General features: G+C 67.8%; 22 protein-coding genes. 16 read left to right on the forward strand and 6 right to left on the reverse strand.

Going from position 1 to position 26,433, the window contains the following annotated elements; translation table 11 throughout:
• Positions 1-5: 5 nt before the first annotated feature.
• From VFR90_RS13200 to aptA, 4 genes are read right to left on the reverse strand one after another with little or no spacing between them, the layout of a single operon-like run.
• Positions 6-1,388, reverse strand: coding sequence for an aspartate aminotransferase family protein (locus VFR90_RS13200; RefSeq protein ID WP_326406606.1), 1,383 nt, complete (start codon positions 1,386-1,388; stop codon positions 6-8).
• Complete coding sequence (locus VFR90_RS13205) at positions 1,388-2,755, reverse strand: glutamine synthetase family protein (protein WP_326406607.1); 1,368 nt, start codon at positions 2,753-2,755, stop codon at positions 1,388-1,390. Before VFR90_RS13205 ends, VFR90_RS13200 begins: the two co-directional genes overlap by 1 nt.
• Positions 2,756-2,759: 4 nt before the next feature.
• Positions 2,760-3,521 carry a gamma-glutamyl-gamma-aminobutyrate hydrolase family protein gene (locus tag VFR90_RS13210; RefSeq protein WP_326406608.1) on the reverse strand — a complete coding sequence of 254 codons (762 nt, stop codon included), beginning with the start codon at positions 3,519-3,521 and terminating at the stop codon, positions 2,760-2,762.
• An 11-nt stretch (positions 3,522-3,532) separates the two neighbouring features.
• Positions 3,533-4,840, reverse strand: a complete 1,308-nt coding sequence (gene aptA / locus VFR90_RS13215; protein ID WP_326406609.1) for an omega-aminotransferase AptA — start codon at positions 4,838-4,840, stop codon at positions 3,533-3,535.
• Positions 4,841-5,064: 224 nt separating this feature from the next.
• Here aptA and VFR90_RS13220 point away from each other — a divergent pair, with 224 nt between their 5' ends.
• The 9 genes from VFR90_RS13220 to VFR90_RS13260 all read left to right on the forward strand — a co-directional run bounded on the left by VFR90_RS13220 (position 5,065) and on the right by VFR90_RS13260 (position 14,546).
• The gene (locus VFR90_RS13220; protein ID WP_326406610.1) at positions 5,065-5,841 is read left to right on the forward strand and encodes an amino acid ABC transporter ATP-binding protein; all 777 of its coding nucleotides are present in this window, start codon (positions 5,065-5,067) and stop codon (positions 5,839-5,841) included.
• Positions 5,838-6,488 (forward strand): amino acid ABC transporter permease, encoded by a 651-nt coding sequence (locus tag VFR90_RS13225; protein WP_326406611.1) that lies wholly within the window; start codon positions 5,838-5,840, stop codon positions 6,486-6,488. Before VFR90_RS13220 ends, VFR90_RS13225 begins: the two co-directional genes overlap by 4 nt.
• Positions 6,485-7,171, forward strand: a complete 687-nt coding sequence (locus tag VFR90_RS13230; RefSeq protein ID WP_326406612.1) for an amino acid ABC transporter permease — start codon at positions 6,485-6,487, stop codon at positions 7,169-7,171. The genes VFR90_RS13225 and VFR90_RS13230 overlap by 4 nt, the downstream gene beginning before the upstream one ends.
• Positions 7,172-7,173: 2 nt before the next feature.
• Positions 7,174-8,580, forward strand: a complete 1,407-nt coding sequence (locus tag VFR90_RS13235; protein WP_326406642.1) for an amidase — start codon at positions 7,174-7,176, stop codon at positions 8,578-8,580.
• A gap of 127 nt (positions 8,581-8,707) precedes the next feature.
• Positions 8,708-9,637, forward strand: coding sequence for an ornithine cyclodeaminase family protein (locus VFR90_RS13240; protein ID WP_326406613.1), 930 nt, complete (start codon positions 8,708-8,710; stop codon positions 9,635-9,637).
• Positions 9,634-10,857 carry an FAD-dependent oxidoreductase gene (locus VFR90_RS13245; RefSeq protein ID WP_326406614.1) on the forward strand — a complete coding sequence of 408 codons (1,224 nt, stop codon included), beginning with the start codon at positions 9,634-9,636 and terminating at the stop codon, positions 10,855-10,857. Before VFR90_RS13240 ends, VFR90_RS13245 begins: the two co-directional genes overlap by 4 nt.
• A 463-nt stretch (positions 10,858-11,320) precedes the next feature.
• A complete protein-coding gene (locus tag VFR90_RS13250; protein WP_326406615.1) occupies positions 11,321-12,154 on the forward strand; it encodes a substrate-binding periplasmic protein in 834 nt (277 codons plus the stop codon).
• Between the two features lie 283 nt (positions 12,155-12,437).
• Positions 12,438-13,463 (forward strand): porin, encoded by a 1,026-nt coding sequence (locus VFR90_RS13255; RefSeq protein ID WP_326406616.1) that lies wholly within the window; start codon positions 12,438-12,440, stop codon positions 13,461-13,463.
• A 189-nt stretch (positions 13,464-13,652) separates the two neighbouring features.
• Positions 13,653-14,546, forward strand: a complete 894-nt coding sequence (locus VFR90_RS13260; RefSeq protein WP_326406617.1) for an amino acid ABC transporter substrate-binding protein — start codon at positions 13,653-13,655, stop codon at positions 14,544-14,546.
• 100 nt (positions 14,547-14,646) lie between these two features.
• On the opposite strand, the gene VFR90_RS13265 is transcribed toward VFR90_RS13260, so the two are convergent.
• Positions 14,647-15,783, reverse strand: a complete 1,137-nt coding sequence (locus VFR90_RS13265) for a GlxA family transcriptional regulator (RefSeq protein ID WP_326406618.1) — start codon at positions 15,781-15,783, stop codon at positions 14,647-14,649.
• A 142-nt stretch (positions 15,784-15,925) separates the two neighbouring features.
• Complete coding sequence (gene alr, locus VFR90_RS13270; RefSeq protein ID WP_326406619.1) at positions 15,926-18,700, reverse strand: alanine racemase; 2,775 nt, start codon at positions 18,698-18,700, stop codon at positions 15,926-15,928.
• 445 nt (positions 18,701-19,145) lie between these two features.
• Here alr and VFR90_RS13275 point away from each other — a divergent pair, with 445 nt between their 5' ends.
• The 7 genes from VFR90_RS13275 (at position 19,146) to aceA (ending at position 26,253) form a co-directional block, all read left to right on the forward strand.
• Positions 19,146-20,168: an AAA family ATPase gene (locus VFR90_RS13275; protein WP_326406620.1), complete on the forward strand. Its 1,023-nt coding sequence runs from the start codon at positions 19,146-19,148 to the stop codon at positions 20,166-20,168.
• 161 nt (positions 20,169-20,329) lie between these two features.
• The gene (locus tag VFR90_RS13280) at positions 20,330-21,148 is read left to right on the forward strand and encodes a DUF58 domain-containing protein (RefSeq protein WP_326406621.1); all 819 of its coding nucleotides are present in this window, start codon (positions 20,330-20,332) and stop codon (positions 21,146-21,148) included.
• A gap of 10 nt (positions 21,149-21,158) precedes the next feature.
• On the forward strand, positions 21,159-22,091 hold the full coding sequence (locus VFR90_RS13285; RefSeq protein ID WP_326406622.1) for a hypothetical protein: 933 nt from the start codon (positions 21,159-21,161) through the stop codon (positions 22,089-22,091).
• The gene (locus tag VFR90_RS13290; protein ID WP_326406623.1) at positions 22,088-23,143 is read left to right on the forward strand and encodes a vWA domain-containing protein; all 1,056 of its coding nucleotides are present in this window, start codon (positions 22,088-22,090) and stop codon (positions 23,141-23,143) included. The genes VFR90_RS13285 and VFR90_RS13290 overlap by 4 nt, the downstream gene beginning before the upstream one ends.
• Positions 23,140-23,688, forward strand: coding sequence for a hypothetical protein (locus VFR90_RS13295; RefSeq protein ID WP_326406624.1), 549 nt, complete (start codon positions 23,140-23,142; stop codon positions 23,686-23,688). Before VFR90_RS13290 ends, VFR90_RS13295 begins: the two co-directional genes overlap by 4 nt.
• A gap of 55 nt (positions 23,689-23,743) precedes the next feature.
• Positions 23,744-24,751 (forward strand): vWA domain-containing protein, encoded by a 1,008-nt coding sequence (locus VFR90_RS13300; protein WP_326406625.1) that lies wholly within the window; start codon positions 23,744-23,746, stop codon positions 24,749-24,751.
• Between the two features lie 185 nt (positions 24,752-24,936).
• The gene (gene aceA / locus VFR90_RS13305; RefSeq protein WP_326406626.1) at positions 24,937-26,253 is read left to right on the forward strand and encodes an isocitrate lyase; all 1,317 of its coding nucleotides are present in this window, start codon (positions 24,937-24,939) and stop codon (positions 26,251-26,253) included.
• Positions 26,254-26,433: the final 180 nt, after the last annotated feature.

The raw sequence follows: 26,433 nt of genomic DNA on the forward strand, positions 1-26,433 counted from the left end.
CGGCCTCAGACCCAGCCGCGCGCGCGGGCATCGGCCAGCGTCAGCTCGATGCACCGGCGGATCAGCCCGACCATCTCGTCGATCTGCGCACGGGTGATCACCAGCGGCGGCGCGACGATCATCCGGTCGCCGACCGCCCGCATGATCAAGCCCTGCTCGAAGCAGTGGCCGCGGCAGACCATGCCGACGCCGAGCTCCGGCGCGAAGGCAGCGCCCGAGGCCTTGTCCTTGACGAGCTGGATCGCGCCCATCAAGCCGCAGGTCTGCACCTCGCCGACCATCGGGTGCGCGGCCAGCTCGGCGAAGCGCTCGGCCAGGTAGGGCCCGACGTCTTCCGCCACGCGCTCGACCAGGCCCTCGCGCCGGATCAGCCGGATGTTGGCCAGCGCCACCGCGCAGGCGACCGGATGGCCGCTGTAGGTGTAGCCGTGCTCGAACTCCCCGCCTTGCTCGATCAGCGCCTTCGCGACGCGCTCGCCGACCATCACGCCGCCCAGCGGGACGTAGCCCGAGGTGACGCCTTTCGCGAACGTCATCAGGTCGGGCCGGAAGCCCATCGTTTCGCTGCCCCACCACGCGCCGGTGCGCCCGAAGCCGCAGATCACCTCGTCGCTGACCAGCAGCACGCCGTGCCGGTCGCAGATGCGCTGCACCTCGGGCCAGTAGCTCGCGGGCGGCACGATCACGCCGCCCGCGCCTTGCACCGGCTCGCCGATGAAGGCGGCCACGCGGTCGGGGCCGGCTTCGAGGATCTTCCGTTGGAGCCAGCCGGCCGCTTCGATGCCGAAGGCTTCGCGGCTCAGCCCCGCGGGCCGGCCGTGCGCGAACCAGTGCGGCTGCTCGATGTGCGCGATGTCCGGGATCGGCAAGCCGCCTTGCGCATGCATGCCGGCCATGCCGCCCAGCGAGGCGCCGGCCATCGTCGAGCCGTGGTAGCCGTTCCAGCGGCCGATGATCAGCTTGCGTCGCGGCTGGCCCTGCAGATCCCAGTAGCGGCGGACCATGCGCACGACGGTGTCGTTGCCTTCGGAGCCGGAGCCGCCGAAGAACACGTGCCGGAACGACGGCGGCGTCAGCTCCGCCAGCAGTTCGGCGAGTTCGATCGCCGGCGGCGTCGCGGTCTGGAAGAAGGCGTTGTAGAAGGGCAGGCGCTCGAGCTGCGCGGTGGCCGCGTCGATCAGCTCGCGCTGGCCGTAGCCGACGTTCACGCACCACAGGCCGCTCATCGCGTCGAGGATCTTGCGGCCCTCGCTGTCCCACAGCCAGATGTTGTCGGCCCGCTCGATGATCCGCGCGCCCTTCGCGGCGAGCGCCTGGAAGTCGGTGAAGGGATGGAGGAAGTGCCGCGCGTCGGCGGCCTGCCACTCCCGGGTGCTGCGCGCGGCCATCAGACGTGGAGCAGCAGGTGCTCGCGCTCCCACGGCGAGATCACCTTCATGAATTCGGCGTATTCGATCTCCTTCACCTCGGTGTAGACGGTGATGAAGCCTTCGCCCAGCACCTCGGCCAGGTCCTTTTCCTGGCGCAGCAGCGCGAGCGCCTCGCCTAGGCTGCGCGGCAGCGCGTAGTCGCCGAGGTAGGCGTCGCCCTTGCACTCGGCGCTGGGCTCGATGCGGTGCTTGAGGCCGAGCCAGCCGCAGGCGAGCGTCGCGGCGAGCGCTGCGTAGGGGTTGGCGTCGGCGCCGATCACGCGGTTTTCGATGCGGCGCGACGCCGGCGTCGCGACCGGGCTGCGGATGCCCACCGTGCGGTTGTCGACGCCCCATTGGATGTTGATCGGCGCCGAGGTGAAGCGCGCGAGCCGCCGGTAGCTGTTGACGTAGGGGGCGAACAGCGCCATCGCCGCCGGGATGTACTTCTGAAGCCCGCCGATGTACCAGTAGAACTCCCGGCTCGGCGTGCCGTCGGCATTGCTGAACAGGTTCAGGCCATCGCTCTTCTTCACGACGCTCTGGTGGATGTGCATCGCGCTGCCCGGCTCGCCCGCGATCGGCTTGGCCATGAAGGTGGCGAACATGTTGTGGCGCAGCGCGGCCTCGCGCACGGTGCGCTTGAAGAAGAACACCTCGTCGGCGAGTTGCAGCGGCCGGTCGTGGAAGAAGTTGATCTCCATCTGGCCGGCGCCGATCTCGTGGATCAGCGTGTCCACGCCCAGCTCCATCTGCTGGCAATAGGCGTAGACGTCCTCGAACAGCGGATCGAACTCGTTGACCGCGTCGATCGAATAGGCCTGGCGCGAGGTCTCGCTGCGCCCGCTGCGGCCGATCGGCGGCTTCAGCGGCACGTCGGGGTCGGTGTTGCGCGCGACCAGGTAGAACTCCAGCTCGGGCGCGACGACCGGGTTCCAGCCCTCGGCTTCGAACAGTTCGCACACGCGCCGCAGCACCGAGCGCGGCGCGAAGGGCACGAGCTTGCCGTCGCGGTCGTAGCAGTCGTGGATGACCTGGGCGGTCGGGTCGCTGGCCCAGGGGACGATGCGTACCGTGCTCGGGTCGGGCAGCAGGTGCATGTCCTGGTCGGTCGGGCTGATGACGTCGTAGTACGGCCCTTCCTCGGGGAACTCGCCGGTCACGCCCATCGCGACCACCGCCTCGGGCAGGCGCATGCCGCGGTCCTCGGTGAACTTCTCGCGCGGCAGGATCTTGCCGCGAGCGACGCCGGTGAGGTCGGGCACCAGGCATTCGATCTCGGTGACGCGGCGCTGGTCGAGCCAGCGTTCGAGCTCGCTGAAGGTGTAGCTGTCGCGGGCCACCATGGGATCACCTCACTGTTGTTGTCCTGGTCGCGCGGTAGCGGCGGCAGGCGTCGCCGAAGGCGCCGAGCAGCTTCATCGACACCGGGTTCTCGGCCGCGCGCCATTCGGGATGCCACTGCACGCCGAGCACGAAACCCGGCGCGCCCGGCAGGCTGAAGGCCTCGACCACGCCGTCCGGCGCGCGCGCCTCGACGCGCAGGCCTTCGGCCAGGCGCTTCACCCCCTGGCCATGCAGGCTGTTGACCTCGAAGCTCGTGGCGCCGAACAGCGGCTCGAGCATGCCGCCCGGCAGCACCTCGACCGCATGCGCCGGGCCGTACTGCCGTTCGACCGGATCGTCGTCGCGGTCGCGGTGGTCCATCAGCCCCGGCTGCTCCTGGACCGCCTGGTGAAGGCTGCCGCCGAGCGCGACGTTCATCTCCTGGAAGCCGCGGCAGATCGCGAACAGCGGCAGGCCACGCTCGATCGCCGCGCGCACCAGCGGCAGCGTCCAGGCATCGCGCACCGCGTCGAGCGGCAGGCTGGCGTCGAGCACCGCTTCGCCGAAATGACTGGGGTGGACGTTGCTGGGCGAGCCGGTCAGCAGCACGCCGTCGGCCAGCCCGATCAGCGCGTCGAGCTCGGCCGCGTCGGCCGAGGGCACGACCAGCGGCAGCGCGCCCGCGAGCCGCACCGCATCGACGTACTTCTGCCCGGCGACGTGGAAGGCGTGCTGCCCGAGCCTGCGGTTGCACGCAGGCACCAGCACCACCGGCCGTTGCGGCATCGCGGCTCGACTCAAGCGACCCGCCCTATCGCCTCGTGCAGCGTCGCGACGATCCGGTCGACGTGCTGCCGGCCGGCGATGAGCGGCGGCGTCAGCGCGATCGTGTCGCCGGTGGTGCGCACGAGCACGCCTTGATCCCAGCAGTCGAGGAAAACCTCGAAGGCGCGCTTGCCCGGCTCGCCCTCGCGCGGCTGCAGCTCGATGCCGGCCATCAGGCCGATGTTGCGCACGTCGATCACGTGCGGCCTGCCCTTGAAGCCGTGAACGGCTTCGGCGAAGTAGGGCTCCAGTTCGGCGGCGCGCGTCAGCAATCCCTCTTCGGCGTAGGTGTCCAGCGTGCCGAGCGCCGCGGCGCAGGCCAGCGGGTGGCCCGAGTATGTGTAGCCGTGGAAGAACTCGATCAGGTGCTCCGGGCCGCTCATGAAGGCGTCGTGGACCGACTGCTTCGCGAACACCGCGCCCATCGGCACGCAGCCGTTCGTCAGGCCCTTGGCGAGCGTCATCAGGTCGGGCGTGACGCCGAAGCGCTGCGCCGCGAACGGCGCGCCGGTGCGGCCGAAGCCGGTGATGACCTCGTCGAAGATCAGCAGGATGCCGTGCCTGTCGCAGATCGCGCGCAGGCGTTCGAGGTAGCCCTGCGGCGGCACCAGCACGCCGGTCGAGCCGGCGACCGGCTCGACGATCACCGCGGCGATGGTGCTCGCGTCGTGCAGCGCGACGAGGCGCTCCAGGTCGTCGGCGATCTCCGCGCCGTGCGCGGGCTGGCCGAGGCTGAAGGCGTTGCGCGCGTCGTGCGTGTGGCGGATGTGATCGACGCCCGCCAGCATCGCGCCGAACATCTTGCGGTTGGCGACCATGCCGCCGACCGAGATGCCGCCGAAGTTGACGCCGTGGTAGCCGCGCTCGCGGCCGATCAGCCGGGTGCGCTGGCCCTCGCCGCGCGCGCGGTGGTAGGCCAGCGCCATCTTCAGCGCGGTGTCGACCGACTCCGAGCCCGAGTTGGTGAAGAACACCTTGCTCATGCCGGCCGGCGCGATCTGCACCAGCCGCTCGGCGAGCTCGAACTGCTTCGGATGGCCCATGTTGAAGGGCGGCGCGAAGTCGAGTTCGCCCGCCTGCCGGCGGATCGCCTCGACGATCTTCGGCCGGCCATGGCCGGCGTTCACGCACCACAGGCCGGCGATGCCGTCGAGCACCTCGCGGCCCTCGGGCGTCCAGAAGTGCATGCCCTCGGCGCGCGCCAGCAGGCGCGGCGACTTCTTGAACTGCCGGTTCGCGGTAAATGGCATCCAGTAGGCGTCGAGGTCGATCTCGTTCATGGAAGCGCTCCTGCAAGAAGGCGGCTGACAACGCAGTCTAGGTAGAGAAAGGGGTCAGGGCCTGCGAAGACGCCGAAACGTCGATCGCGCGAGGGTGCCCAGGGGTTTCCCTAGCTGTCGCTGCCGTTCAATCCGTCGGGGCCGTTCTGCCATGACCCGAAAGACGACCTACCTAGCATCAGGGTCATGGGATGCCTTTCGCATCCAACCCTGATGGAGTCGTCATGCAAGAGGCGCTGTTGACCGTCGATGGGCTCAAGAAGAGCTACGGTGCCGCCGAGGTACTCAAAGGCATCTCTTTCGATCTGAAGCGCGGCGAGACGCTCTCGCTGATCGGCCCGAGCGGCTCGGGCAAATCGACCTGTTTGCGCTGTCTGAACTTCCTCGAACGCCCCGACGCCGGCGACATCGTGGTCGAGGGCAAGCGCATCGGCCGCATCGGAGACCGCTTCATGAATGACCGCGAACTCGCCCCGCAGCGGCGCGAGATCGCGATGGTCTTCCAGCTGTTTTACCTGTGGCCGCATCTCACGGTGCTCGACAACGTGGCACTCGCGCCCATGAAGGCGGCCGGCATGAGCCGCGCCGAGGCCTACGAGCTGGCCGGCCAGATGCTCGAGAAGGTGCATCTCGCGCACAAGGCGAAGGAGTATCCCGAGCGACTTTCCGGCGGTCAGCAGCAGCGCGTGGCGATCGCCCGCGCCCTCGCGCAAAAGCCCAAGCTCATCCTGTTCGACGAGCCGACCTCGGCGCTCGACCCGGAACTTGTCGGCGAGGTGCTGGGCGTCATCCGCGAGCTTGCCGACGAGGGGCGCTCGATGATCCTCGTCACCCACGAGGTCCGGTTCGCACGCGACGTGGCCGACCGCGTGATCTTCATGGACGGCGGATACGTGGTGGAGCAGGGCCGGGCCCGCGACGTCATCTGCAGGCCGCAGCACGAGCGCACGCGGGCCTTCCTCGGGCAGATCGGCGAGGGCGCTGCGGAGTCGGCGCCATGACGCTCGATTTCGTCTCGATCCTGCGCACGCTGCTCGCAGGCGCGGTCACGGCTGCGCAGGTGGCCGGCGGTGCGGCCGCGATCGCGCTCGTCGGTGGTCTCCTGCTAGCGCTCATGATCGTCTTCATCCGCTCGCGCGTGCTGCGTGTCGCCATCGGTGCCTACGTCGAGTGGATGCGCAACGTGCCCGCGCTGGCACACCTGTTCCTGCTCTATTTCGGCCTCGCGGCGGTCGGCATCCGGTTCTCGCCGCTCGCGGCCGCGATCCTCGGCCTCGGCCTGGTGGGCGCCGCGGTCCTGTCGGACGTGTTCGCCGGTGGCCTGCGCGCGGTGCACGCCGGGCAGCGCGAAGCGGCCCTTGCCGCTGGCCTGACGCCGATGCAGACGCTGCGCTACGTGTTGCTGCCGCAGATGCTGCGACTGACGCTGCCGTCGATCGGCAACTACACGAGCCAGTTGATCAAGGACACGTCGATCGCCTCGGCGATCGCGGCCCCGGAAATCATGTTCTACGCACGCAACCTCGTCACCTCCACGTTCCAGACGCCACTGATCTACGGCGCCGCCATCCTGCTGTACGCCTGCATCGTGTTCCCGGTGAGCTGGATGTTCGCGATGATGAGCCGCCGGCTGGAGGTCGGCCGATGAGCGACTTCTTCGAGGTCTATGGCAGCTACCTCCACGAGTGGTGGCCGCGCCTGGTCGGCGCCGTCGGCGTGACGATCGAGCTGTCGCTTCTCGGGTTCGGGCTCGCGCTGGTGCTTGGTTGTCTGCTCGGGCTGATGCTGCGCTCGAAGAACCGGCTCGTCTGGGCCGTGGCGAACGGGTTCTCCGAATTCCTCCGCGCCGTGCCGTTGTTGGCGCTGCTTCTGGCCCTCTACTTCGGGCTGCCTTCGTTCGGCCTGACCTTGTCGGGCTACTGGGCCGGCATCCTCGGGCTCGGCCTGCAGGGCGCGGCCTACGTCGCCGAAGTCCTGAGCGGTGGCCTGACGGCCGTGCACAAGGGGCAGCGCGAGGCGGGGCTGGCGACCGGCATGCACCCGTTGCAGGTGTTCGGGTGGATCGTCCTGCCGCAGGCGATGCGCGTGATGCTGCCGCCGCTGCTGAATTGCTACGTCGCGCTGCTCAAGGACAGCTCGCTTTGCGCGCTGATCGCCACCGACGAGCTGATGCTGACGGCGCGCGCGATGGCCAGCGAGTACTTCTTGCCGCTGCACATCTTTCTGCTGGTGGGCCTGTTCTATTTCGCGGCAGCGTTCCCGTTGTCGATGCTTTCGCGCGCTCTTTCCAGGCGCCTCGCGCGCGGCCGTCAGGCCGTGGGGGTGAGCTGACCATGAAGGTCGACGAAATCCATACCTACTCCTCGATCGCCGACATCGCCGCGGCCATCCGCGAAGGCGAGTTCACCAGCCTGGCGCTGGTCGAACACCAGCTCGAGCGCATTGCGCGCTTCGATCGCCAGCTGCGCGCCTTCGTCGAGGTCTATGCCGACGAGGCGCTCGGCGCCGCACGTGCGCTCGACCAGATGACGGCATCCGGCGTGCGCCTTGGGCCGCTGCATGGCGTGACCGTGGCCGTGAAGGACCTGTTCGAAATCGAAGGTCGCAAGCTCGGCGCGGGCTCGCTCGCGATACCGCCGCGCATCTCGGCCACCACGGCCACGGCCGTGGCCCGGCTGCGCGCGGCCGGCGCGGTGATCATCGGCAAGACGCAGACCGTCGAGTACGCGTTCGGCGGCTGGGGCACCAACGCGGTCATGGGCACGCCCTGGAACCCTTGGGACCTCGAGACCCACCGCGTGCCGGGCGGCTCCAGCAGCGGCTCGGCCGTCGCGGTCGCCGCGGGCTTCTGCACCGCGGCGCTGGGTACCGACACCGGCGGCTCGGTCCGCATCCCGGCCGGCCTGTGCGGCATCGTCGGTCTGAAAACCACCGGCGGCCTGGTGAGTCGCCACGGCGTGCTCGAGCTGTGCCCCACGCACGACACCGTCGGCGTGCTGACGCGCACCGTGCACGACGCAGGCTTGATGCTCGATGTCATCGCTGGTCCGGATGCGAACGATCCCGTCACGCTGAAGGCGCCGACGCGTAGCGTGCTGCACCACATCGAGCAGGGTATTGAAGGTCTGCGGGTATGGGTACTTCCGCAGGGCGAGCGCAGCTTCGCCGAGCCGGAGGTGCTGCGCTTGTACGACGGGGCGCTGGAGACCTTGCGCGCCATGGGCGCTCGGCTCGTGGAGCGCGAGTTGCCGCAAAGCTGCACCGAATCCATGCGCATCGCCGGCAGCCTGATGAGCGCCGAGGGCTACGCAAACCTGGGCGAGCTGTTCGAGAAAGAGCTCGAGTTCGACCCGCACGTGCGCCGCCGCATCCTGTTGGGTCGCGACATCGGCGCCGCGCAATACATCGAGCTGCAGAAGCTGCGCGACAAGGCCGGCCGCGACATGCTCGATGCGATGGACGGCATCGACGTCTGCTGTTTCCCGACCAACGCGATCACCGCCATCCCGGTGGCGGAGGTCGACGAACTGTCCACGCCGCTTTCGCGCTTCGGACGCTTCGTCAACCTGCTCGACATGTGCTCGCTGGCGGTGCCTGCGGGGCTTTCCGCCCCGGAGGGACTGCCGGTTTCCGTGCAGTTCATCGGGCGTCCGCTTGCCGAGCCGCTCGTCTTGCGAGCCGCGCGTGCGTTCGAGGCGGCCACGACATGGCACGAAGCGGTGCCTCGGGGGTTGGCCTAGCGCCTGACGACGGTTCGGTGCGTGGCCGCTCGAAAGCAAACGCACCCGGCTCACGGATTCCCGCGCCGCCGCCATGCCAGCAGCGGCGCCGCCGGCATCGCATCTCTCTACTCCACGCTTCTCGATCATGCTGACCCTCACTGACCACCAGATCGCCTCCATCCTCGATTTCAGCGCCGTGGTGAAGGTGCTCGACGAGGCTTTCGCCGACCTCGCCCGGGATCGTGCCGCGATCCATACGCGCCAGCGCACCGACATCGCCAGCCTGCGTCTGAGCACGATGGGCGCGATCTGGGCGGCGCGCGAGGTTGCCGGGGTCAAGGTCTATCCAACCGTCGCGGGGCAGTTCAGCTTCTCCGTGCTGCTGTTCGACCTCGCGAGCAACACACCGCTCGCGCTGCTCGACGGCAACGAGCTGACGCGCTTTCGAACCGCTGCGATCACGGCGCTGGCCGCGAGCCGGATGGCCAAGCCCGCGGCGGCCAAGCTGGCGTTGTTCGGTGCCGGTCTGCAAGGTCGGTCGCAGGCCATGGCCCTCGTCGAGCGCTTTCGATTCGAGGAGATCCATGTCGTCGATCCGGCCGCGCCGGCGTCCTGGTGCGAGGAATTGCAGGCGGCCAGCGGGGCTCGCGTTCGCATGGCGTCGGCCGAGTCGGCGGTGCGCGACGCCGACATCGTCGTGACGGCGACGCGCTCGGCGAGCCCGGTGTTCGACGGCCGCTGGCTGGCGCCGGGCGCCTTCGTCTCCGCGATCGGGACCAGCACGCCCAAGAACCGCGAACTGGATGACGCGACGATGACGCGGGCCGCACGCATCGTCGTCGAGTGGAAGCCGCAATGCCTCACCGAAGCCGGCGAGGTCGCGCTCTGGGTCGAGGGGCGTGACCTTGCGAAGCTCGTCGATCTGCCGGCGCTCTACCGTGAAGAGCAGGGCTGGGCTCCGGCATCGCCGGACGACATCACCGTCTTCAAGTCCGTTGGCGTCGGCCTTGCCGACGTCGCGACCGCGATGCTCGCGGTCGATCGGGCGCGCCGGGGAGGCGCGGGCGCCGCATGAGTCGCATCTGCGTCATCGGCGCCGGCATCGTCGGCTGCGCCACCGCCTACCAGCTGGCCCGAGCCGGCCATCGCGTCACCCTCGTGGACGAGCGTTCCGCACCCGGCATGCTGACGAGCGCTGCGAACGGTGCCCAGCTCAGCTACGCCTACGTCGAGCCGTTCGCATCGCCGGCGACGCTGCGCGCGCTGCCCAAGCTGCTCCTAAGCAGAGCCTCGCCGGTGCGTTTTCGGTTGCGCGCCGACTGGCGGCAATGGGCCTGGGGCGCCCGCTTCCTGATGGCTTGCCGCAAGACGCAGGTGCAGCGGGCTACCCGGCAGTTGCTGGAACTCGCTCGCTCGAGCCGCGAAACGCTCGACGATTGGATGCGCACCGAAGCATGGCAGTTCTCGTTCGCCCGCAACGGCAAGCTGGTGCTCTGCCCGGATACGGCGACGCTGCGGCGCCAGGAGGCCCAGGTGCGCCTCCAGGCGTCCTTCGGGTCCGAGCAGAGTGTCGTCGGCCGGTCGGAATGCCTTGCCATCGAGCCCGCGCTGTCCGGCAGCGCGGCGCCCTTCGTCGGTGGCGTCTGGACGCCCGGCGAATGTGTCGCCGACCCGCGGCTCCTCTGCGGCGAGCTCGTAAGAAGTCTGCGTTCCCTGGGCGGCACGACGCTGTTCGGAGAGCGCGTCGAAGCATTGCGGCGCAAAGGCAGCGCGATCGCTGCGGTGCGGACGTCTGCGTCTGAGGTGTCCGCCGATGCCTTCGTGCTCGCCGCCGGCCCGCAAGCCGCAAGGCTGGCCTCGACATTCGGCTTGCATCTGCCCATCTATCCCATCCGCGGCTACAGCCTGACCCTGGGTTTCCGTGGCGAGCGCCGCCCCAAGGTCAGCGTCACTCACCTGGGCCAGAAGACGGTCTACGCGCCGGTGGGCGGCATGCTGCGCGTTGCGGGCATGGCCGAGATCGACGGCTACGAGAACACGGTGCTGCAAGCGAGGGCCACGACGCTGGCACGCAGCCTCGAGGAGCTTTATCCAGGCGTGTGCAACCTCGAACCGAACAGCCCGTGGAGTGGCCTGCGGCCGGCGACGCCGACGTCGCTACCGATCATCCGGGCCGTTCCCGGCACGAACCTGATCATCAACGCCGGACACGGCGGGCTTGGGCTGACGCTTGCCGCGGGCAGTGCCAAGCTCGTCGAACAACTGGTGGCGGGACACATTTCGTCCGAGGTGTGAGCGGTCGAGACCGTATGCGCTGACGGCGGGAGCCGGCCAGAGTTGCGATGCCGCCATGCCGGTGTGGGGCAGCTTGGATCGCCGCGGACAGCGTCTACTGGTCGGCGGGTCGGCGCTGTTGACCGAGTCGCCCAGACTGCTGGCGACGGAGCCGCTTCCGAGACCATTCTTGGTTCGCTGAGCTTGCGAGTTCAAACCGCCCGACTGCGCTTTTTCGCACCACGACTTCGGTGGTCGGGCGGCACCGGTCGCTTGAGTCCGTGAGGCTTGCTGCGCGGCGCTTGCCGCCCATCCGAAGCACCAAGTGCTTTCCCCAGTAGTCGCAAACGTTCAACCGCAGTGGCAGCGCCTCCAATTTCCGGGCCCGCCGCATACCTACATTCGCTTCCGTTCCGACCGGAACCAACACGATCAGGAGATACGAATGTCGATTAGAGAGTCATGCGTCGCCGCCTCGTTTGCGATGCTCACGGCCCTGTGCGCGGTGTCCAGCGGCGCTTCCGCGCAATCGCTGGAGACTGTCGACAAAGGGAACTTCACAATTGCTTTTTCAGGTGACATGCCCGGCACCGGCTATCAGGACAGCAAGATGGTGGGCTACGACGGCGAAATTCTCCAGAAGATCGCCGAATCACTGAAGCTGAAGGTCAAGCCGGCCTTGATGGAGTGGTCGGGCACGATCGCCTCCGTGCAATCCAAGCGCGTCGACATCATGGCCGGCACGATGGGTTGGACCGAACAGCGCTCGAAGATCATGGCGCTGAGCGATCCCATCCACTACTTCAAGAACGGCATTACGCAGGCCGACAAAAACAACTGGAGCAAGCTCAAGGATCTCGAAGGCAAGAAGGTCGGCACGATCACCGGCTTTTCCTTCATTCCCGAGCTGCGGAAGATCAACGGTCTGCAGTTGTCCTTGTACGACACTTCCGACGCAGCTGTGCGTGACCTTCTGGCCGGGCGGATCGATGCCGTCATCGGCGATCCTCCGGTGATGCAGTACGCCATCTCGCGCAATCCGCAATGGAATATCAAGTTCAACGCCTTCACCGACAACTCGCCTGAATTTCCGTTGCTCACGGGGCTCGGCCAAGTCGTCTTTGGCATTCACAAGGACAACGCCGAACTGGCTAAGCAGGTCAACGCCGAAATTGCCAAGCTCTGGCAGTCTTGCGAACTCCGTAAGATCGGCAAGACCTACGGGCTGGTTCAAGACGTCTGGTACGTGCCGGTCGGTCAGAACTCCCGCGCAGGCGTTGATCGCCCGGCGGATTGGAAGCTTCCGAGCTGCAAGTGAATTTTTCAAGGGGGCTAGCGGCCCCCTTGGCCGCTTTGCATCGGTAAAGTCACCAAAACGCAGCGATTATCCATGATCAAGCTGCGCGCAGTACGTGTCGCTCAAGCATCTATGCGGCCTCGATCAGGATCTTGAGCGGCATTGAAGCCGATTTTATGGTTCGGTGTTGCTGCTTCAGGTTGATCCAATAATACCTTTGCGTGTTACTAGCGCTGGCTCCGCTTCAGCCAAACAAATGTTTTGCCGACCAAGTACGGCAGGCTCAACTCGACAGGGAATACAGATGAACAAAATGGCGATTGCGGTTGTGATGGCTGCCGGTTTCTCCGGTAGCGTGATGGCCCAAAGTAATGTGACGCTCTACGGCCGCGTCAACACGTCGGTCGAATTCCAGGACAACGGCGTCATCGACAAGACCGTGATGCGCAACAACTCATCGCGCTGGGGCTTGCGCGGCACTGAGGATCTCGGCGGTGGTTTGAACGCTTTTTTCCAGCTAGAAGCTGGATTCGGTTCTGACGACGGCTCGGGAGCAGGCGGGTTCAGTCGCGAGTCGTACGTCGGCCTGAAGAGCGCGTCATTGGGGCAAGTAAAGCTCGGCAGGATGTTCAGCGCGCTGTACAACAGCACGCTTGATTATATTGGCAACTTCAACCATGACACGGGGACGACGTCGGAAGACAATCTATACGGCAGCTATTTGATCAACGGTAGTGTTATCGCTAGCAATGCCGTCGAGTACACCAGCCCGGCGTTTGGACCGGTCACTTTCGCGTTGACCGCTGCGGCTAGCGAAGGTGTGGTCAATAAAACCTATGAAGGCGTTGTCAATTACGACCAAGGTCCTCTGCACGTCGCAGCGGGCTATGCGCAGTACAGGAACACCTCCGATGTCACGCTAGGCAGTGTGGTGTCGGCGGCCGCGTCCTATTCGTTCGGGCCGGTTGCGCTGGGAATCGCATATGAGCATGACAACGCGAAGAACATTCCGAACAGCGCGTTTGGACTTGGCGCCGGCACCCTTGGAAAGCGCGACGCGGTGACATTCACCGGTCAATACAACGTGGGCCCGAGTGAGTTCCATCTTTCTGTGGGATACGCCGACAGATGGAAGGGTGCCGTAGTCGATACCAAGTATCTTCAATATACTCTGGGTTATAAGTACAAGCTGTCGAAGCGCACAGCTGTTTATGCCTTCTACTTCTCTGGTGATAATAATAATCTGGTGTATGCTGGCACTGGCAATGTGCCAGGCCTGATCAACGAGACCTTTCAGACTGTTGGGTTGGGTGTTCGTCACAACTTCTAAAGTTTGAGCGTTTCGTCTTGGGTTGGTGATTGAAAATAACGACTTTAATGCTCAGGGAAATTTTTATTGATCCGGCAGTGACGCGGTACGTCCGGCCGGAGTGTGTGATCGGTGTTGGCAGACGCGCGAACCGTCCGCCACAGCGCGTCGTCAACGCTGACCACAACGCAAAAAAGTGAGGTCGGGCTCATGCTGCGAAAGATCAGGCTGCCAGTAGTTATCGCAATCGCGGGGCTATTTCTCAGTGCTCAGGCCGTCGGCGCGCAAATTCAATCGCAACCACTCGGCGAGACGTTGACGCGGATCGCGCGGACCGGCAAGGTGAAAGTGGGGTATATACCAACGCCTGGTACCTTCGCCTTCCTGAACGAGAAAGGCGAGACCGTCGGTTACTCTATTGATCTTTGCCTGCGCGTCATCGAGAACATCAAGCGTTCGATCAGCCGACCCGACCTACGAACGGAGTTTCGACCCCTCGAGGCGGCGCAGCGAATTCCGCTGCTCAAATCCGGTGAAATCGATATTGAGTGCGGCGGGAATACGAATACGGTAGCGCGCCAGCAAGACGTCGACTTTTCCTACACGTTCTTCAACACTGGCGTTCGTTATCTGGTACTCAAACCAGTGACGGCGGATCGCACTGCAAACTTCTGGAAAAAGAAGATCGCAGTCACGAAGGGCACGACCGCGCAGGACATTGTGTTGCGAATCGCCAAGGAACAAAACGCGACAGCGATTCTAGTGGCAAACGATGTCGACGGTGTTCAGAAGGTGGAATCTGGTGAGGTTGCCGCGTTTGCTCAGGACGACGTGCTGCTGTACGGTCTGATTTCCGCTGCAAAGAAGAAGGAAGAACTTGCCGTTGCCGGAAATTTTTTGACTGTTGAGCCTTACGCGTTCATGCTGCCGAAGAACGACTTGCCGTTCCGCGAGATCGTCGACAAGACGTTGGTCGGGCTTATGCAGTCGGGTGAACTTGCGCTGATTTATAAAAAGTGGTTCGACAATGACCGCCTTCGCATACCGATGAGCGTCTACATGAAAGAAAATATCCGCTTCCCGAGTCGCTACGGCATTCCATAATGCAATCCCTGGCACCAAGGGCTGGCGCGCAAACATTGCAGCGGAAGATAAGTCAATGGCGTAACCAGGCGGTGTGCGGCTACTTTACCGGATAATGGCCTTAACTCGGAGCCGGCGGCATTTGCAAACCCTTCCTAAGCCGGCCCGGAGTCGTGCCGTAGAACTGTTGGAAGTGTCGGATGAAATGCGAAGCATCGGAAAAACCGGCTTCGTCTGCAATCTTGACAATCGGCAGGTCGGTCGTCATCAAAAGCCAACGGGCGTATTTGAGGCGTGTGCTGCGGTAGTACTCCGACGGTGTGGTGCCGAGTTCCGCCAGAAACACTCTTTCCAGTTGCCGGCTGCTCGAGTCCACAAGTTTCGCGATCACCGCGATCTCGAGCGGCGTCACCAGGTTCTTTTCCATCAACACCATCGCCCGACGCAGCTTCTCGTGGTCGTTCGATTGGTAGCCAAGCGCATGGCGGCGCGCGACGTGAGTGGGCGTGCCCTGCACGTTTACCGTCATCTGGTGCACGACCTTCGCCGCGCGGTCGGCGCCGCAATGGCGACGTACCAACTCGGCGGCGAGCTCGACGATCGAGATTCCGCCGGGGCATGTGATGCGGTCATGACTGACCTCGAAATGCGCGTTGGTCGTGAATGGCACGTCGGGGTACAGCGCTTCCCAATCGGCGACATGAAAGGGATGGAGGCAGGGCGCATGGCCCTTCAGCAAGCCCAAACGCGCGAGGACGAAACTGCCGGTGCAGACGCCGATCAGCGGTACGCCGTTTTGGGCCGTGTCTGACAGAAAACGAGAGTAGTGCGTCGGCGCCTCCTGAATTTGCGAGAGCAGCCCGCCGATGACCGCGACGTAATCGTAAGTACCGGGCTGCGATAGCGAGCGGTCGACCGGCACCCGGATGCCGCAGCTGGCCTTTACCCAGTCGCCCGTGTGGCCGAGGATGTCCCAGGTGCAGCGCATCTGCCGGCTTTGGTCGCCCACGTCGGCGGCATGGCGCAGGCCGTCGCATAGACCCGCCAGTGACAGCAGAGGAAAACCCGGCCACAGCACGATGCCCACGCGCAACTCCACGGGCGACACGCGGTCGGCCCGGGTTGCTGCTCGATCCGAGGAGGCGGCGTCGAGCCGGTCGACAAGCGTTCGCGGATCGGCGATCTGCTCCTCATAAGCTCGTCTCGGCCTTGATGCCGTTGCCGGTCCCAAGGCATCTGCCATCGATTCCTCGCTCATCCTTTACGACTCGTCTCGTCAGCCTGTTGGGGTGCGTCTGCACGGCCGCACCGCAGTTGCGAGCAACGACCGTGCCTGAATCGTAACCCTGCGGTTTCTTGTTCGGCGTTGCGGCCGCCCCCTTAACAGAACGCCGACCGCATCAAGCCGGGCGTTTTTCGAGCGAGCCCCACGCGTTCGACGACGGCTTCGTGTCCACAGGCTTGGTCGGCCCGGTGTCGACATAGTCACGGAACACGCGACGGGTGAGCTTGGTCTGCACCTCCGACGCATTGGTCCCGTACATCGCACCGAAGTGATCCGGCGTGACGCCCTCGCCGATGACCGTGACCGGCGTCCCGGCACGCCTCGACGCTTCAGGGACGTTCCGCGCGTCCACCGTCGTCATGTCCATCGACACCTTGCCCACCAGCGGCGCGGCCACGCCGTCGATGATGACCTTGGCGGCAGTCGGCGCGTCGCCTGGCCGGTTGCCGGCAGGGATGCGCGGCATGCCGTCCGCGTAGCCGATGGGGATCGTCAGGACCGGCATGTCTTCCGGAGCCGTGTAGGTGTGGCCGTAGCCGATGGAGCCGCCTTGCGGGACCACGCGGTCCTGCGCCACCTTCGTCTCCAGCTTGACGGTAGGCTCCAGCGGGTTGGAGTCGGCGTCGAAAGGGGCTTGGCCGTGGAAGGTCGCGCCCATGCGCACCATGTCGCCCCTGAACTCGGGCTCGAGGAAAAGCGTGGTGGACGCTCCCGGCGACTTCTTCACGCCGGGGAAGTTGGCGCAGATCGCCTCGAAGGCCGCGAGCTGCTGGCGGCTGAGCGCACCGGCGTCACGCGAGCGGTCGGGCCGCTGCTCGTCGACGGCGTCGTCCGCCTTCGCCAGATGGGTCATCACGGTTTGCAGCTTGATGTGGCTCAGGTGCTCCGCCTGGTTTGCCACCAGGGCCTGCACGTCGTCCGCATGCATGCCGGCGCGATTCATGCCGCTGTCGACCTGCAGGAACGCGGGCAGCGCGACGCCGTGGCGCCGGCCCGCCGCGTTCCAGTCTTTCACCTGGTCCAGGCTGTTCAGCACCGGCGTGAGGCGCAGCTTGACCATCGTGTCGGTGTCCGCACCGGGAAGGATGCCGTCGAGGATGAGCACGGCCACCTTGTCGGCCATGGCGGGGATCTCCTTGCGCAGCCCCTGACGCAAGTCGATCGCCTCCGACAGCCGCGCGACGAACAGGTCCTTGACGCCTTCCTCGATGAGCACCTTGGCGAGCTTCACGGCGCCCAAGCCGTAGCCGTCGGCCTTGAGCACGACGCCCGGCTCCGTTCCCGTCGCCTTCAGGCGCTCGATGCCCACGTTGATGTTGCGCCGCATGGCACCGAGATCGACCGTCGCCACCGCGCCCGATGCCTCCTTCGTGAGGCGGGTGTCGCGCGCATGCAGGATCGCCTGACGGCGCAGCGAAACGTCATCGGTGGCGGCCGGACGCAAGGCTCCGCCCCATGCGAAGCGGGACGGTCCGGCTTCGACGGGCGGCTCCTTGGACGGCACGTATTGGCGCGGCACGCGGGACGTGAGCTTGGTCAGCGTCTCCGACGGATTGGTGCCGTACATCGCGCCGAACTGGTCGGGCGTCATGTCCTTGCCCATCAAGGTGACGGGCGTTCCCGGCGCATGCAGTGCCGGATCGAGACGGGAGACGTCGACGGTCGTCATGTCCATCGACACCTTCCCGGCCAGTGGCGCCGCCTGGCCGGCGAGGAGAACCTGCGGCCGGGTGTCGGGCCCAGGGCCGGGATTGCCCGCCGGCACCCGCGGCAGGCCGTCGGCGTAGCCCTCCGGGAGGGTGGCGATCGTGGTCGACTGCTCAGCGACGAAGGTGTGGCCGTAGCCGACGCCGCCGCCGGGTGGCACGACGCGGGTCTGTGCCACGGTCGAAGTGAGGGTCAGCACGTTCTCGTAGGGATTCATGTCCGCGAACGGCGCCTGCCCGTGGAAAGTGCCACCCATGCGGACCATCCCGCCGTGGAACTCCGGCTCCAGCAGCACGGTCGTCGAAGCCCCCGGCGACCGCACCGCGCCTGGGAACTCCTTCGCGATCTCGTTGAACCGCTCGAGCTGTTTGCGGCTCGCCTCGCCGGCACGGCGCGGGGCGTCGGGCGCGGCGCCCGGCACGGTCTCGGCGTCGTCTGCGCAGGCGAGGTGCGTCATGACGCACTGCACGTCGATATGCGAAAGCAGCTCGTCGCGCTTCTTCAGCAGCCCTTGCAGCATTTCGTCGTTCGCACTCGCCACCGCTTCGGCGTCCTTCTCATGCATGCCCGCACGATGCATGCCGGTGTCGAACTGCAGGAAGGCAGGCAGCGGCCGGCCGACCTGGCGTGCCGCGTCATTCCAGGTCTTGACCTGTTCGACGCTGTTGAGCACCGGAGTGATGCCGTGTTGGACGAGAAGCAACGGGTCGGCGCCGTGCAGCGTGCCGTCGAGCACCATGATGGCGACCTGACCCGACGAATTCGGCATCTCGGCGTCGAGCGCCTTGCGCAGTTCCACGGCCTCGGTGATGCGGGCGACGAAGAAGTCCCGGCAGCCGGCCGCCATCAGCGTCTTGGCCATCTCGGTGGCCCCGAGGCCGTAGCCGTCGGCCTTGACGACCGCTGCGGCGATGACATCGGGCGCGAGGTGTGCCTTGCCCTTCAGGTAGTTGCGATGGACCGCGCCCAGGTCGACCGTCGCGGTCGCTCCCGCCCCGGCCTCGGTCGGCGTCAACGAGCGTATCGACGGCGCGGCCGGGCCGTCGATGTCGTTCAGCAGGAAAGGCGAGTTCTCCCGGATCGTCTGCCGCATCTCCCGTTGCTGCATCGGTGTTTCGGGCAGCTGCGGGCCGCGCTGGCGTCGCGGGCGAACGGGCATGTCGGCCTGCGCACCTTGCGCCATGGCGCGGGGCGACCGCGGCGAGCCTGGCATCGTCGTACCGGGCAGCTGCTGCGAAGCGGGCCCTCCCGCATCGGCCGCGCCGGTGCCGCGACTGGTTGACGGTTGCGGAGAAGAGGGTCGCGACCTGATTCTGTCCATGGTGTGCCGTAGAGGTTGAGAAGGACGTGGCAGGTCGGTCGTCGATTGACACCGAGCAAGCCCTCGACATGGGGACGCCTGCCGTAGTCGAGAACGTATGTCGTCGAGCGCGCCGGCGACGAAGCAAAGCCGCAGGAGCGTGCGAGATAACGAAATCGCAGAACGAGGGGCGGCGAAGCGGGTCGGCGCAGCGGCCATGCCGCACGCATGCGTTGCACGACGGAGCAGGGCCGGGGAAAGCCCTCGGCTTGTGCTCGGGCGCAGCGCCGGCCATCCTCGGCGCGGGTACGCACGACGACGGAGACGCATGGATTCGAACGACGGCCTGCTGGCTGACTGGCGCAGCCGCGCGCTGGAGCTGGAGTCGCTGGCCGCCCGCGCGGTGATCGGGCAGGCGAGGGCGCTGCGGCTCATCACGATCGCGACCTTCGCGCGCGGGCACGTGCTGCTGCAAGGCGACGTCGGCGTCGGCAAGACGACGCTGCTGCGCAGCGTGGCGCACCTGATCGGCGGCGCCTTCGGGCGCGTCGAAGGCACGATCGACCTGATGCCGAACGACCTCGTCTACCACACGCACCTGAGCGCCGAGGGCCGCCCGCAGATCGACCCCGGCCCGCTCACGCAGCACGGCGACGACCTCGCCATCTTCTTCTTCAACGAGATCAACCGCGCCCGCCCGCAGGTGCACGCCTTGCTGCTGCGGGTGATGGCCGAGCGCAGCCTGCACGCCTTCAACCGGGAGTACCACTTCCCGCACCTGCAGGTGTTCGCCGACCGCAACCGCGTCGAGCGGGAGGAGACCTTCGAGATCTCGTCGGCCGCGCGCGACCGCTTCATGATGGAGATCACCGTCGACGCGCCGGCGAGCGACGACGACCGGCGCGCGCTGATGTTCGACACCCGCTTCCACGACACCGACGCGCTGGTTGCGAGCCTGCCCGCGGCGATGCTTCCCTACCGTGAGCTGGCGACGGTGGCCGCGGCGATCCAGCACGGCGTGCAGTCTTCCGACGCGCTGCGCGACTACGCGCTGCACTTGTGGCGCGCGACCTCGGAGCCCGGCCACTTCGGCGTCGTGCTGCAGTCGGCCGACGTGCGCTCGGTGATGCTGGCCGGCGCCAGCCCCCGCGGCATGAGCCTGATGCTGCGCGCGGCGCGCGTGGCGGCCTGGCTCGACGGCCGCAGCTACGCGACGCCCGAGGACCTGCGCGCGGTGTTCTTCGAGACGATCGCGCACCGGCTCTGCCTGCAGCCGGTGTACGAGTTGCGACGCGGGGAGATCGTCGGCGAGCTGATGGGCGGGATCGTCGGAAAGGTGGCGGCGCCTTGATGTTCGAAGGCTTGTTCGGTGGCGAAAGTCGGAGGCGCTCGGCTGGCGTGTCACGGGGTAAGCCCGACCCCGCTCAGCCTCGGGGTACCGAATTCGCTGCGTCGGGCTCACCCCGTACCGCGCGTCCCGGCTCGAGCGAGGCGGCGGAGTTTCACTACCGCGTGCGCCAGCTCGCCGCGGGGCATGTGCCGGGTGCGCATCGGAGTCGGCGAGGGGACAGCGGGCTCGAATTTCGCGGCCACGTCGCGCTGGCCGATGCAGGCGATCTGCGACGCATCGATCTGCACGCGAGCGTGCGCGATCCGCTGGGGCTTCACTCGGGCAACTGGCAGGTCAAGGTCTTCAGCGAGCGCAAGGCGGTGTCGGTCGTGGTCGTGGCCGACCTGTCGGCATCGATGGGCTTCGAGGGCCGCCGGCGGCGGCTCGACGTGCTGGCCGACTTCACCGCGGCCACCGCGCGGTCCGCGTGGCGACACGGCGACGCCTTCGGCTTCGTCGGTTGCGACGACGAAGTGCGCGCCGCGTGGACGCTGCCCCCGACGCGGCAGCGCGGCGCCGGCGAGGCCCTGGCCGCGCGGCTGCGCGCCTTGGAGCCCGCGGGCGGCGCGGGCGGCTTGCGGCAGGCCGCGGCGTCGTTGCCGGTGCGGCGCAGCCTGGTGTTCCTGGTGTCGGACTTCCATGCGCCGCTCGATTCGATCGATGCATCGCTCGGCGCGTTGGCCGCGCACGAGCTGGTGCCGGTCGTGCTGTGGGACGCCGAGGAGTTCGCGCCGCCGGCCGACGGCATCGCCTACCTCGTCGACGCGGAGAGCGGCGCACGGCGCATGGTCTGGATGCGACCGGCGCTGCGCGAGCGCTGGCACGCGGCGCGCGTCGAGCGGCGTGCGGCGCTGCATGCGCTGTTCGACCGCCACCGGCTCGATCCGCTCGAGCTGTTCGACGGCTACCGCGCCGATGCGGTCACCGCGCATTTCGTCTGAGGCGGCAGCAGTGCGACGGCTCGCAACGCTGGTGCGGGTGGCGGCCTCGGTCGCGGCGCTCGTGGCGGCCTCCGCTGCGCCGGCGCCTGCGGCCGAGCCGGAGTCCATCGGCGTGCGCATCGACGAGCCGCGCGCCTTCGGCCACACGGTGGGCGACGTGGTGACGCGGCGCATCGAACTCGACGTGCCGCGCCGGCTGAAGCTCGACGAGCGGTCGCTGCCGCAGCCGGGGCGCGTCGGGCAGTCGTTCGAGCTGCGCGAGGTCGGGCACAGCCGCCGGCCGGGGCTGCGCAGCGTCCGCCACGTGCTGCTGTTGCGCTACCAGGTCTTTCGCGCTGTCGAGTCGCCGCGGGTGCTGGACCTGCCGGCCTTCGTGCTGCGCTTTCCCGGCGAGCCGCGCACCGAGGAGCTGCGCATCGACTACGCGCCGGTCGGGGTGACGCCGCTGGCGCCATCGCCGGCCGCGCTGCGCGAGGGCCTGGGCAGCCTGCGGCCCGACGTGCCGCCGCCGGCGATCGAAACAGGCGGCGAACAACTGCGGCTGGCGGCCTACGCGCTCGTCGCGGCCGGGCTGCTGGTCTACCTCGGCTACACCATCTGGGGCTGGGCCTGGTGGCAGCGGCGGCACCGGCCGTTCTCGGCGGCGCTGCGCCGGCTGCGGGGGCTGCAGCGGCAAGGCGCCGACGACGAGGCGCTGCGCGAGGCCTGGCGCACGCTGCACGCGGCGATCGACGCGACCGCCGGCCGCGTGCTCGATGCGCGCGCGGTCGAACAGTTCGTCGCGATGTCGCCGCGCCACGCGCCGTTGGCCGACGAGCTGCGCTGGTTCTTCGGCCGTTCGCAGCAGGTCTTCTTTGCCGGTGGTCCCGGCGGGAGCGACGACGCGGCGCGGCTGCTCGCGCTGTGCCGCCACGGCCGTGCGATCGAGCGGGGCCTGGCATGAATCTCGACTCGCTTGCCAGCGCGCTCGGCCTCGGCTTCGCGCAGCCGCTGTGGCTTGCGCTGCTGCCGTTGGCGGCCTTGCCGCTGCTCGGCGACGGCCGCGCGCAGCGGCGCCACGCCTGGCTCGCGCTGCTGCCGCGCGACCGCGCCTCGGAGCTGCTGCGCTGGTTGCTGCGCGTGCTAGGCGCGGCGGCGATCGCTGCGCTGGTCGGTGCATTGGCCGGGCTGTATCGCGCCGAGTACGAGATCGAGCGCGTGGGCCGCGGCGCGGAGATCGTGTTGCTGCTCGACCGCAGCCGCAGCATGGACGAGCGCTTCGTCTACCGCGTCGCCGGTGGCCCGACGCCGGGCACCGCCGCCTGGTACGCCTACAACCAGGCCGACGACGCCGAGCGCGTCAGCAAGGGCCAGGCGGCGCGGCGCATCCTCGCCGAGTTCGCGGCCAAGCGCGAGGACGACCGCTTCGCGATGGCGCTGTTCAGCACGCTGCCGATCGGCCTGTTCGACTTCACCCGGAAGCCCGACATCGTGCAGGCCGCGATCGCGGCCGGCGAGGTCGGCCGTGGTCTCAACGAGACCGACATCGCCGCCGCGCTGCTGCACGGCATGGCCTACTTCGACCGGCGGCCCTACACCGGCTCGCGCATCGTGCTGCTGGTGTCCGACGGCGGCGATCACATCGATCCGGCCGCGAAGCTGCAGATCGCCGAGCGGCTGCGCGAGCAGCGGGTCGCGCTCTACTGGATCTACATCCGCTCGGCGCGCAGCCCGGGGCTGCAGGGCGCCGATTCGCCGGGCGGCGCGGCCGACGCGGTGCCCGAGGTGTCGCTCGACCGCTTCTTCCGTTCGACCGGCGCGCCCTACCGGGTCTACGAGGCGGAGAGCCCCGATGCACTGAAGCGCGCCATCGACGACGTCGGCCGGCTCGAGAACCTGCCGATCGCGTACGCCGAGCGGGTGCCGCGGCGCGACCTGACCGCCGGCGCCTACGCCGTTGCGCTCGCGGCGGTGCTGCTGTTGCTGGGAAGCCGCTGGCGGGGGGAGGCACGATGACGGTGCTGCGCCCGAGATTGCGGCTGCGGCTGGTGGCCGCGTTGCTCGTCGCGCTGGTGCTGGCTGCGGCGTTCGACGGCTGGCGGCTGCACGGCAAGCGCAGCGACAACGCGCGGATCGCCGCCGGCATCGACGAGCGGCCGCCGCTGGGCAGCCGCGCCGAGTTGCGCTTCGCGCATGCGAGCCGGCTGGCTTTCCGCGGCGACCGCGAAGCCGCGGTCGACACCTGGCGGCTGCTGCAGGACGACACGCCGCTCGGCCAGGCGGCCCGCTACAACGCCGCGAACCAGCTGCTGCGCCAGGCGCTGGTGCTGCGCGATTCGCCGCTGCCTGGCCAGGCGCTGCCGCTGCTCGAACTGGCGAAGGCCGGCTACCGCGAGGTGCTGCGTCACGACCCGACGCACTGGGACGCCCGCTACAACCTCGAGCGCGCGCAGCGGCTCCAGCCCGATCCGGACGACGCCGATCCCTCGCCGGCCGGCCCGCCCGAGCAGGCGGAGCGCGCCGCGACGACGATGCGCGGCGTCTCGCGCGGGCTGCCATGAACGTCGCGGCCCGCAAGCAAGCGCAGCGGCGCCACGCCGCGCCGGGGGCCTGCCGGTGAACGCGCTGACCGATCGCCTGCGCCGCGCCGGCCTCGCCGGCCCGCGCGGCGGGCTGCTGCTGGCGGCGGTGGCGATCGCGCTGTGCTTCCTGCGGCCGAGCGTGCCGGCCACCGCCACCGAGCAGGACCTGCTGTTCATGATCGACGTGACGCAGAGCATGGAAGTCGCCGACGTGCGCCAGGGCGACGCGCCACCGATCACCCGCAGCCGCGCCGCGCACGAGGCGATCGCTGCGGCGCTGCGTCGGCTGCCGTGCGGCAGCCGCATCGGCTTCGGCCTGTTCACCGAGTACCGCTCGTTCCTGCTGCTGCGGCCGGTGGAGCTGTGCGAGAACCAGCGCGAGCTGATCGCGATGCTCGGCCGCATCGACACGCAGATGGCCTGGAACGGCAACAGCGAAATCGCCAAGGGGCTGTACAGCGGGCTCAAGACCGCGAGGGCGCTGCCCGACAAGCCGGCGCTCGTGTTCGTGACCGACGGGCACGAGGCGCCGCCGGTCAACCCGCGCTTCCGGCCCGACGAGGACGGCGCGGCGCGCGCGGTGCCGGGGCTGATCGTCGGCGTGGGCGGCATGACGCCGGCGCGGATCCCGAAGCTCGACCCGGAGGGCCGTGCTTACGGCTGGTGGGGCGCCGACGAGGTGCTGCAGGTCGATCCGCGCAGCCTCGGCCGCGGCGGCAGCGTGAAGGGCGAGCAGATGGTCGACGACGGCGCGGGCGAGGAAGCGCCGATGCTGGGCGCGACGCCCGGCAGCGAGCACCTCTCGTCGTTGCGCGAGCCCTACCTGAAGCTGCTGGCCGGCGAGACGGGGCTCGGCTACCACCGGCTCGTCGATGCGGATCGGCTGCTCGACGCGCTTTCGGATCCCGCATTGGCGCGTCGCGTCGAAGCGCGCGCGGATCTGCGCTGGGTGCTCGCGCTGGTTGCGCTGGCGGCCTTGGTCGCGGTCTATCGGCCGGCAACCTGGCGAAGGCCGCGCGCCCGTTCGCGCCTCACGACGTGAAACGGGGCTGCGGCGATGCGAAAGCATTGCCGGCATGACGCTGCCGGCGCGCGACATTCGTGGCGACTTGCGGCAATCGGCTGCCGGAAGCCTTGTCAGCGTGCGGGGTAACCTGTAGTCTTCTATAAGACATAAGTCTTGGCGCTTCCGGCGCCGCAGTCCTCTTCATCACTTCGGAGCCCCGCATGAGCCAAGCCACCCGTGAACAGCAGATCGCCGCCCTCGAGAAGGACTGGGCCGAGAACCCGCGCTGGAAGGGCGTGAAGCGCGGCTACAGCGCCGCCGACGTGGTGCGCCTGCGCGGCAGCGTGCAGATCGAGCACACGCTCGCCAAGCGCGGCGCCGAGAAGCTGTGGGCGCAGTGCAATGGCGCCTCGAAGAAGGGCTACGTCAACGCCTTCGGTGCGATCACCGCGGGCCAGGCGATGCAGCAGGCGAAGGCCGGCGTCGAGGCGGTGTACCTCTCGGGCTGGCAGGTCGCGGCCGACGGCAACACGAGCGAGACGATGTACCCGGACCAGTCGCTCTACGCCTACGACTCGGTGCCGACGATGGTCCGCCGCATCAACAACAGCTTCAAGCGGGCCGACGAAATCCAGTGGTCGCGCGGCGTCGGGGCTGGCGACAAGGAGTTCATCGACTACTTCCTGCCAATCGTGGCCGATGCCGAAGCCGGCTTCGGCGGCGTGCTGAACGCCTTCGAGCTGATGAAGAACATGATCGCCGCGGGCGCCGCGGGCGTGCACTTCGAGGACCAGCTCGCGGCCGTCAAGAAGTGCGGCCACATGGGCGGCAAGGTGCTGGTGCCGACGCAGGAGGCCTGCGAGAAGCTGATCGCCGCGCGCTTCGCGGCCGATGTGATGGGCGTGCCGACCATCGTGCTGGCGCGCACCGACGCTGAAGCCGCGAACCTGCTGACCAGCGACCACGACGCGAACGACAAGCCGTTCCTCACCGGGGAGCGCACGCAGGAGGGCTTCTACCGCGTGAAGAACGGGCTCGAGCAGGCCATCAGCCGCGGCGTCGCCTACGCCGCCTACGCCGATCTCGTGTGGTGCGAAACCGGCACACCCGACCTCGGCTTCGCCCGCGAATTCGCGCAGGCGGTGCGCGCCAAGCATCCGGGCAAGCTGCTCTCGTACAACTGCTCGCCGTCGTTCAACTGGAAGAAGAACCTTGACGACAAGCAGATCGCGTCCTTCCAGGACGAGCTGTCGGCGCTGGGCTACAAGTACCAGTTCATCACGCTCGCGGGCATCCACATCAACTGGTTCAATACCTTCCAGTTCGCCCACGCCTACGCGCGCGGCGAAGGCATGAAGCACTACGTGAACATGGTCCAGGAGCCCGAGTTCAAGGCACGCGAGCAGGGCTACACCTTCGTGTCGCACCAGCAGGAAGTCGGCGCCGGCTATTTCGACGACGTGACCACCGTGATCCAGGGCGGCTCGTCGAGCGTCAAGGCCCTGACCGGCTCCACCGAGGAAGAGCAGTTCCACTGAGACGGCGACGGGAGCGGGGCCGCGCCTAGAATCGCGGCCTCTTTTCCATCCACGAGAAGACAGAAAGGCAGCACGGGTTATGACACCGCGAACTACGACGATCGCCGACCTGCATCGCTCGACCGCGGCCTGAGCCCGTTCTGCTCATCTTCAAGCGCGGTCGTCACCGCGCTTTTTGTT

This window comes from Methylibium sp. (genome assembly GCF_035762065.1).
In the GTDB taxonomy this organism is placed as follows: domain Bacteria; phylum Pseudomonadota; class Gammaproteobacteria; order Burkholderiales; family Burkholderiaceae_C; genus Methylibium.

Excerpts from the sequence above, each read along its gene's own strand:
- VFR90_RS13260 (WP_326406617.1), top strand. The coding sequence starts at position 13,653 with ATGCTGCGAAAGATCAGGCTGCCAGTAGTTATCGCAATCGCGGGGCTA.
- VFR90_RS13295 (WP_326406624.1), top strand. The coding sequence starts at position 23,140 with ATGACGGTGCTGCGCCCGAGATTGCGGCTGCGGCTGGTGGCCGCGTTG.
- VFR90_RS13245 (WP_326406614.1), top strand. The coding sequence starts at position 9,634 with ATGAGTCGCATCTGCGTCATCGGCGCCGGCATCGTCGGCTGCGCCACC.
- VFR90_RS13235 (WP_326406642.1), top strand. The coding sequence starts at position 7,174 with ATGAAGGTCGACGAAATCCATACCTACTCCTCGATCGCCGACATCGCC.
- aptA (WP_326406609.1), bottom strand. The coding sequence starts at position 4,840 with ATGAACGAGATCGACCTCGACGCCTACTGGATGCCATTTACCGCGAAC.
- VFR90_RS13275 (WP_326406620.1), top strand. The coding sequence starts at position 19,146 with ATGGATTCGAACGACGGCCTGCTGGCTGACTGGCGCAGCCGCGCGCTG.
- VFR90_RS13250 (WP_326406615.1), top strand. The coding sequence starts at position 11,321 with ATGCTCACGGCCCTGTGCGCGGTGTCCAGCGGCGCTTCCGCGCAATCG.
- VFR90_RS13205 (WP_326406607.1), bottom strand. The coding sequence starts at position 2,755 with ATGGTGGCCCGCGACAGCTACACCTTCAGCGAGCTCGAACGCTGGCTC.
- VFR90_RS13200 (WP_326406606.1), bottom strand. The coding sequence starts at position 1,388 with ATGGCCGCGCGCAGCACCCGGGAGTGGCAGGCCGCCGACGCGCGGCAC.
- VFR90_RS13265 (WP_326406618.1), bottom strand. The coding sequence starts at position 15,783 with ATGAGCGAGGAATCGATGGCAGATGCCTTGGGACCGGCAACGGCATCA.
- VFR90_RS13225 (WP_326406611.1), top strand. The coding sequence starts at position 5,838 with ATGACGCTCGATTTCGTCTCGATCCTGCGCACGCTGCTCGCAGGCGCG.
- aceA (WP_326406626.1), top strand. The coding sequence starts at position 24,937 with ATGAGCCAAGCCACCCGTGAACAGCAGATCGCCGCCCTCGAGAAGGAC.
- VFR90_RS13255 (WP_326406616.1), top strand. The coding sequence starts at position 12,438 with ATGAACAAAATGGCGATTGCGGTTGTGATGGCTGCCGGTTTCTCCGGT.
- VFR90_RS13230 (WP_326406612.1), top strand. The coding sequence starts at position 6,485 with ATGAGCGACTTCTTCGAGGTCTATGGCAGCTACCTCCACGAGTGGTGG.
- VFR90_RS13240 (WP_326406613.1), top strand. The coding sequence starts at position 8,708 with ATGCTGACCCTCACTGACCACCAGATCGCCTCCATCCTCGATTTCAGC.
- alr (WP_326406619.1), bottom strand. The coding sequence starts at position 18,700 with ATGGCGCAAGGTGCGCAGGCCGACATGCCCGTTCGCCCGCGACGCCAG.
- VFR90_RS13210 (WP_326406608.1), bottom strand. The coding sequence starts at position 3,521 with ATGCCGCAACGGCCGGTGGTGCTGGTGCCTGCGTGCAACCGCAGGCTC.
- VFR90_RS13290 (WP_326406623.1), top strand. The coding sequence starts at position 22,088 with ATGAATCTCGACTCGCTTGCCAGCGCGCTCGGCCTCGGCTTCGCGCAG.
- VFR90_RS13220 (WP_326406610.1), top strand. The coding sequence starts at position 5,065 with ATGCAAGAGGCGCTGTTGACCGTCGATGGGCTCAAGAAGAGCTACGGT.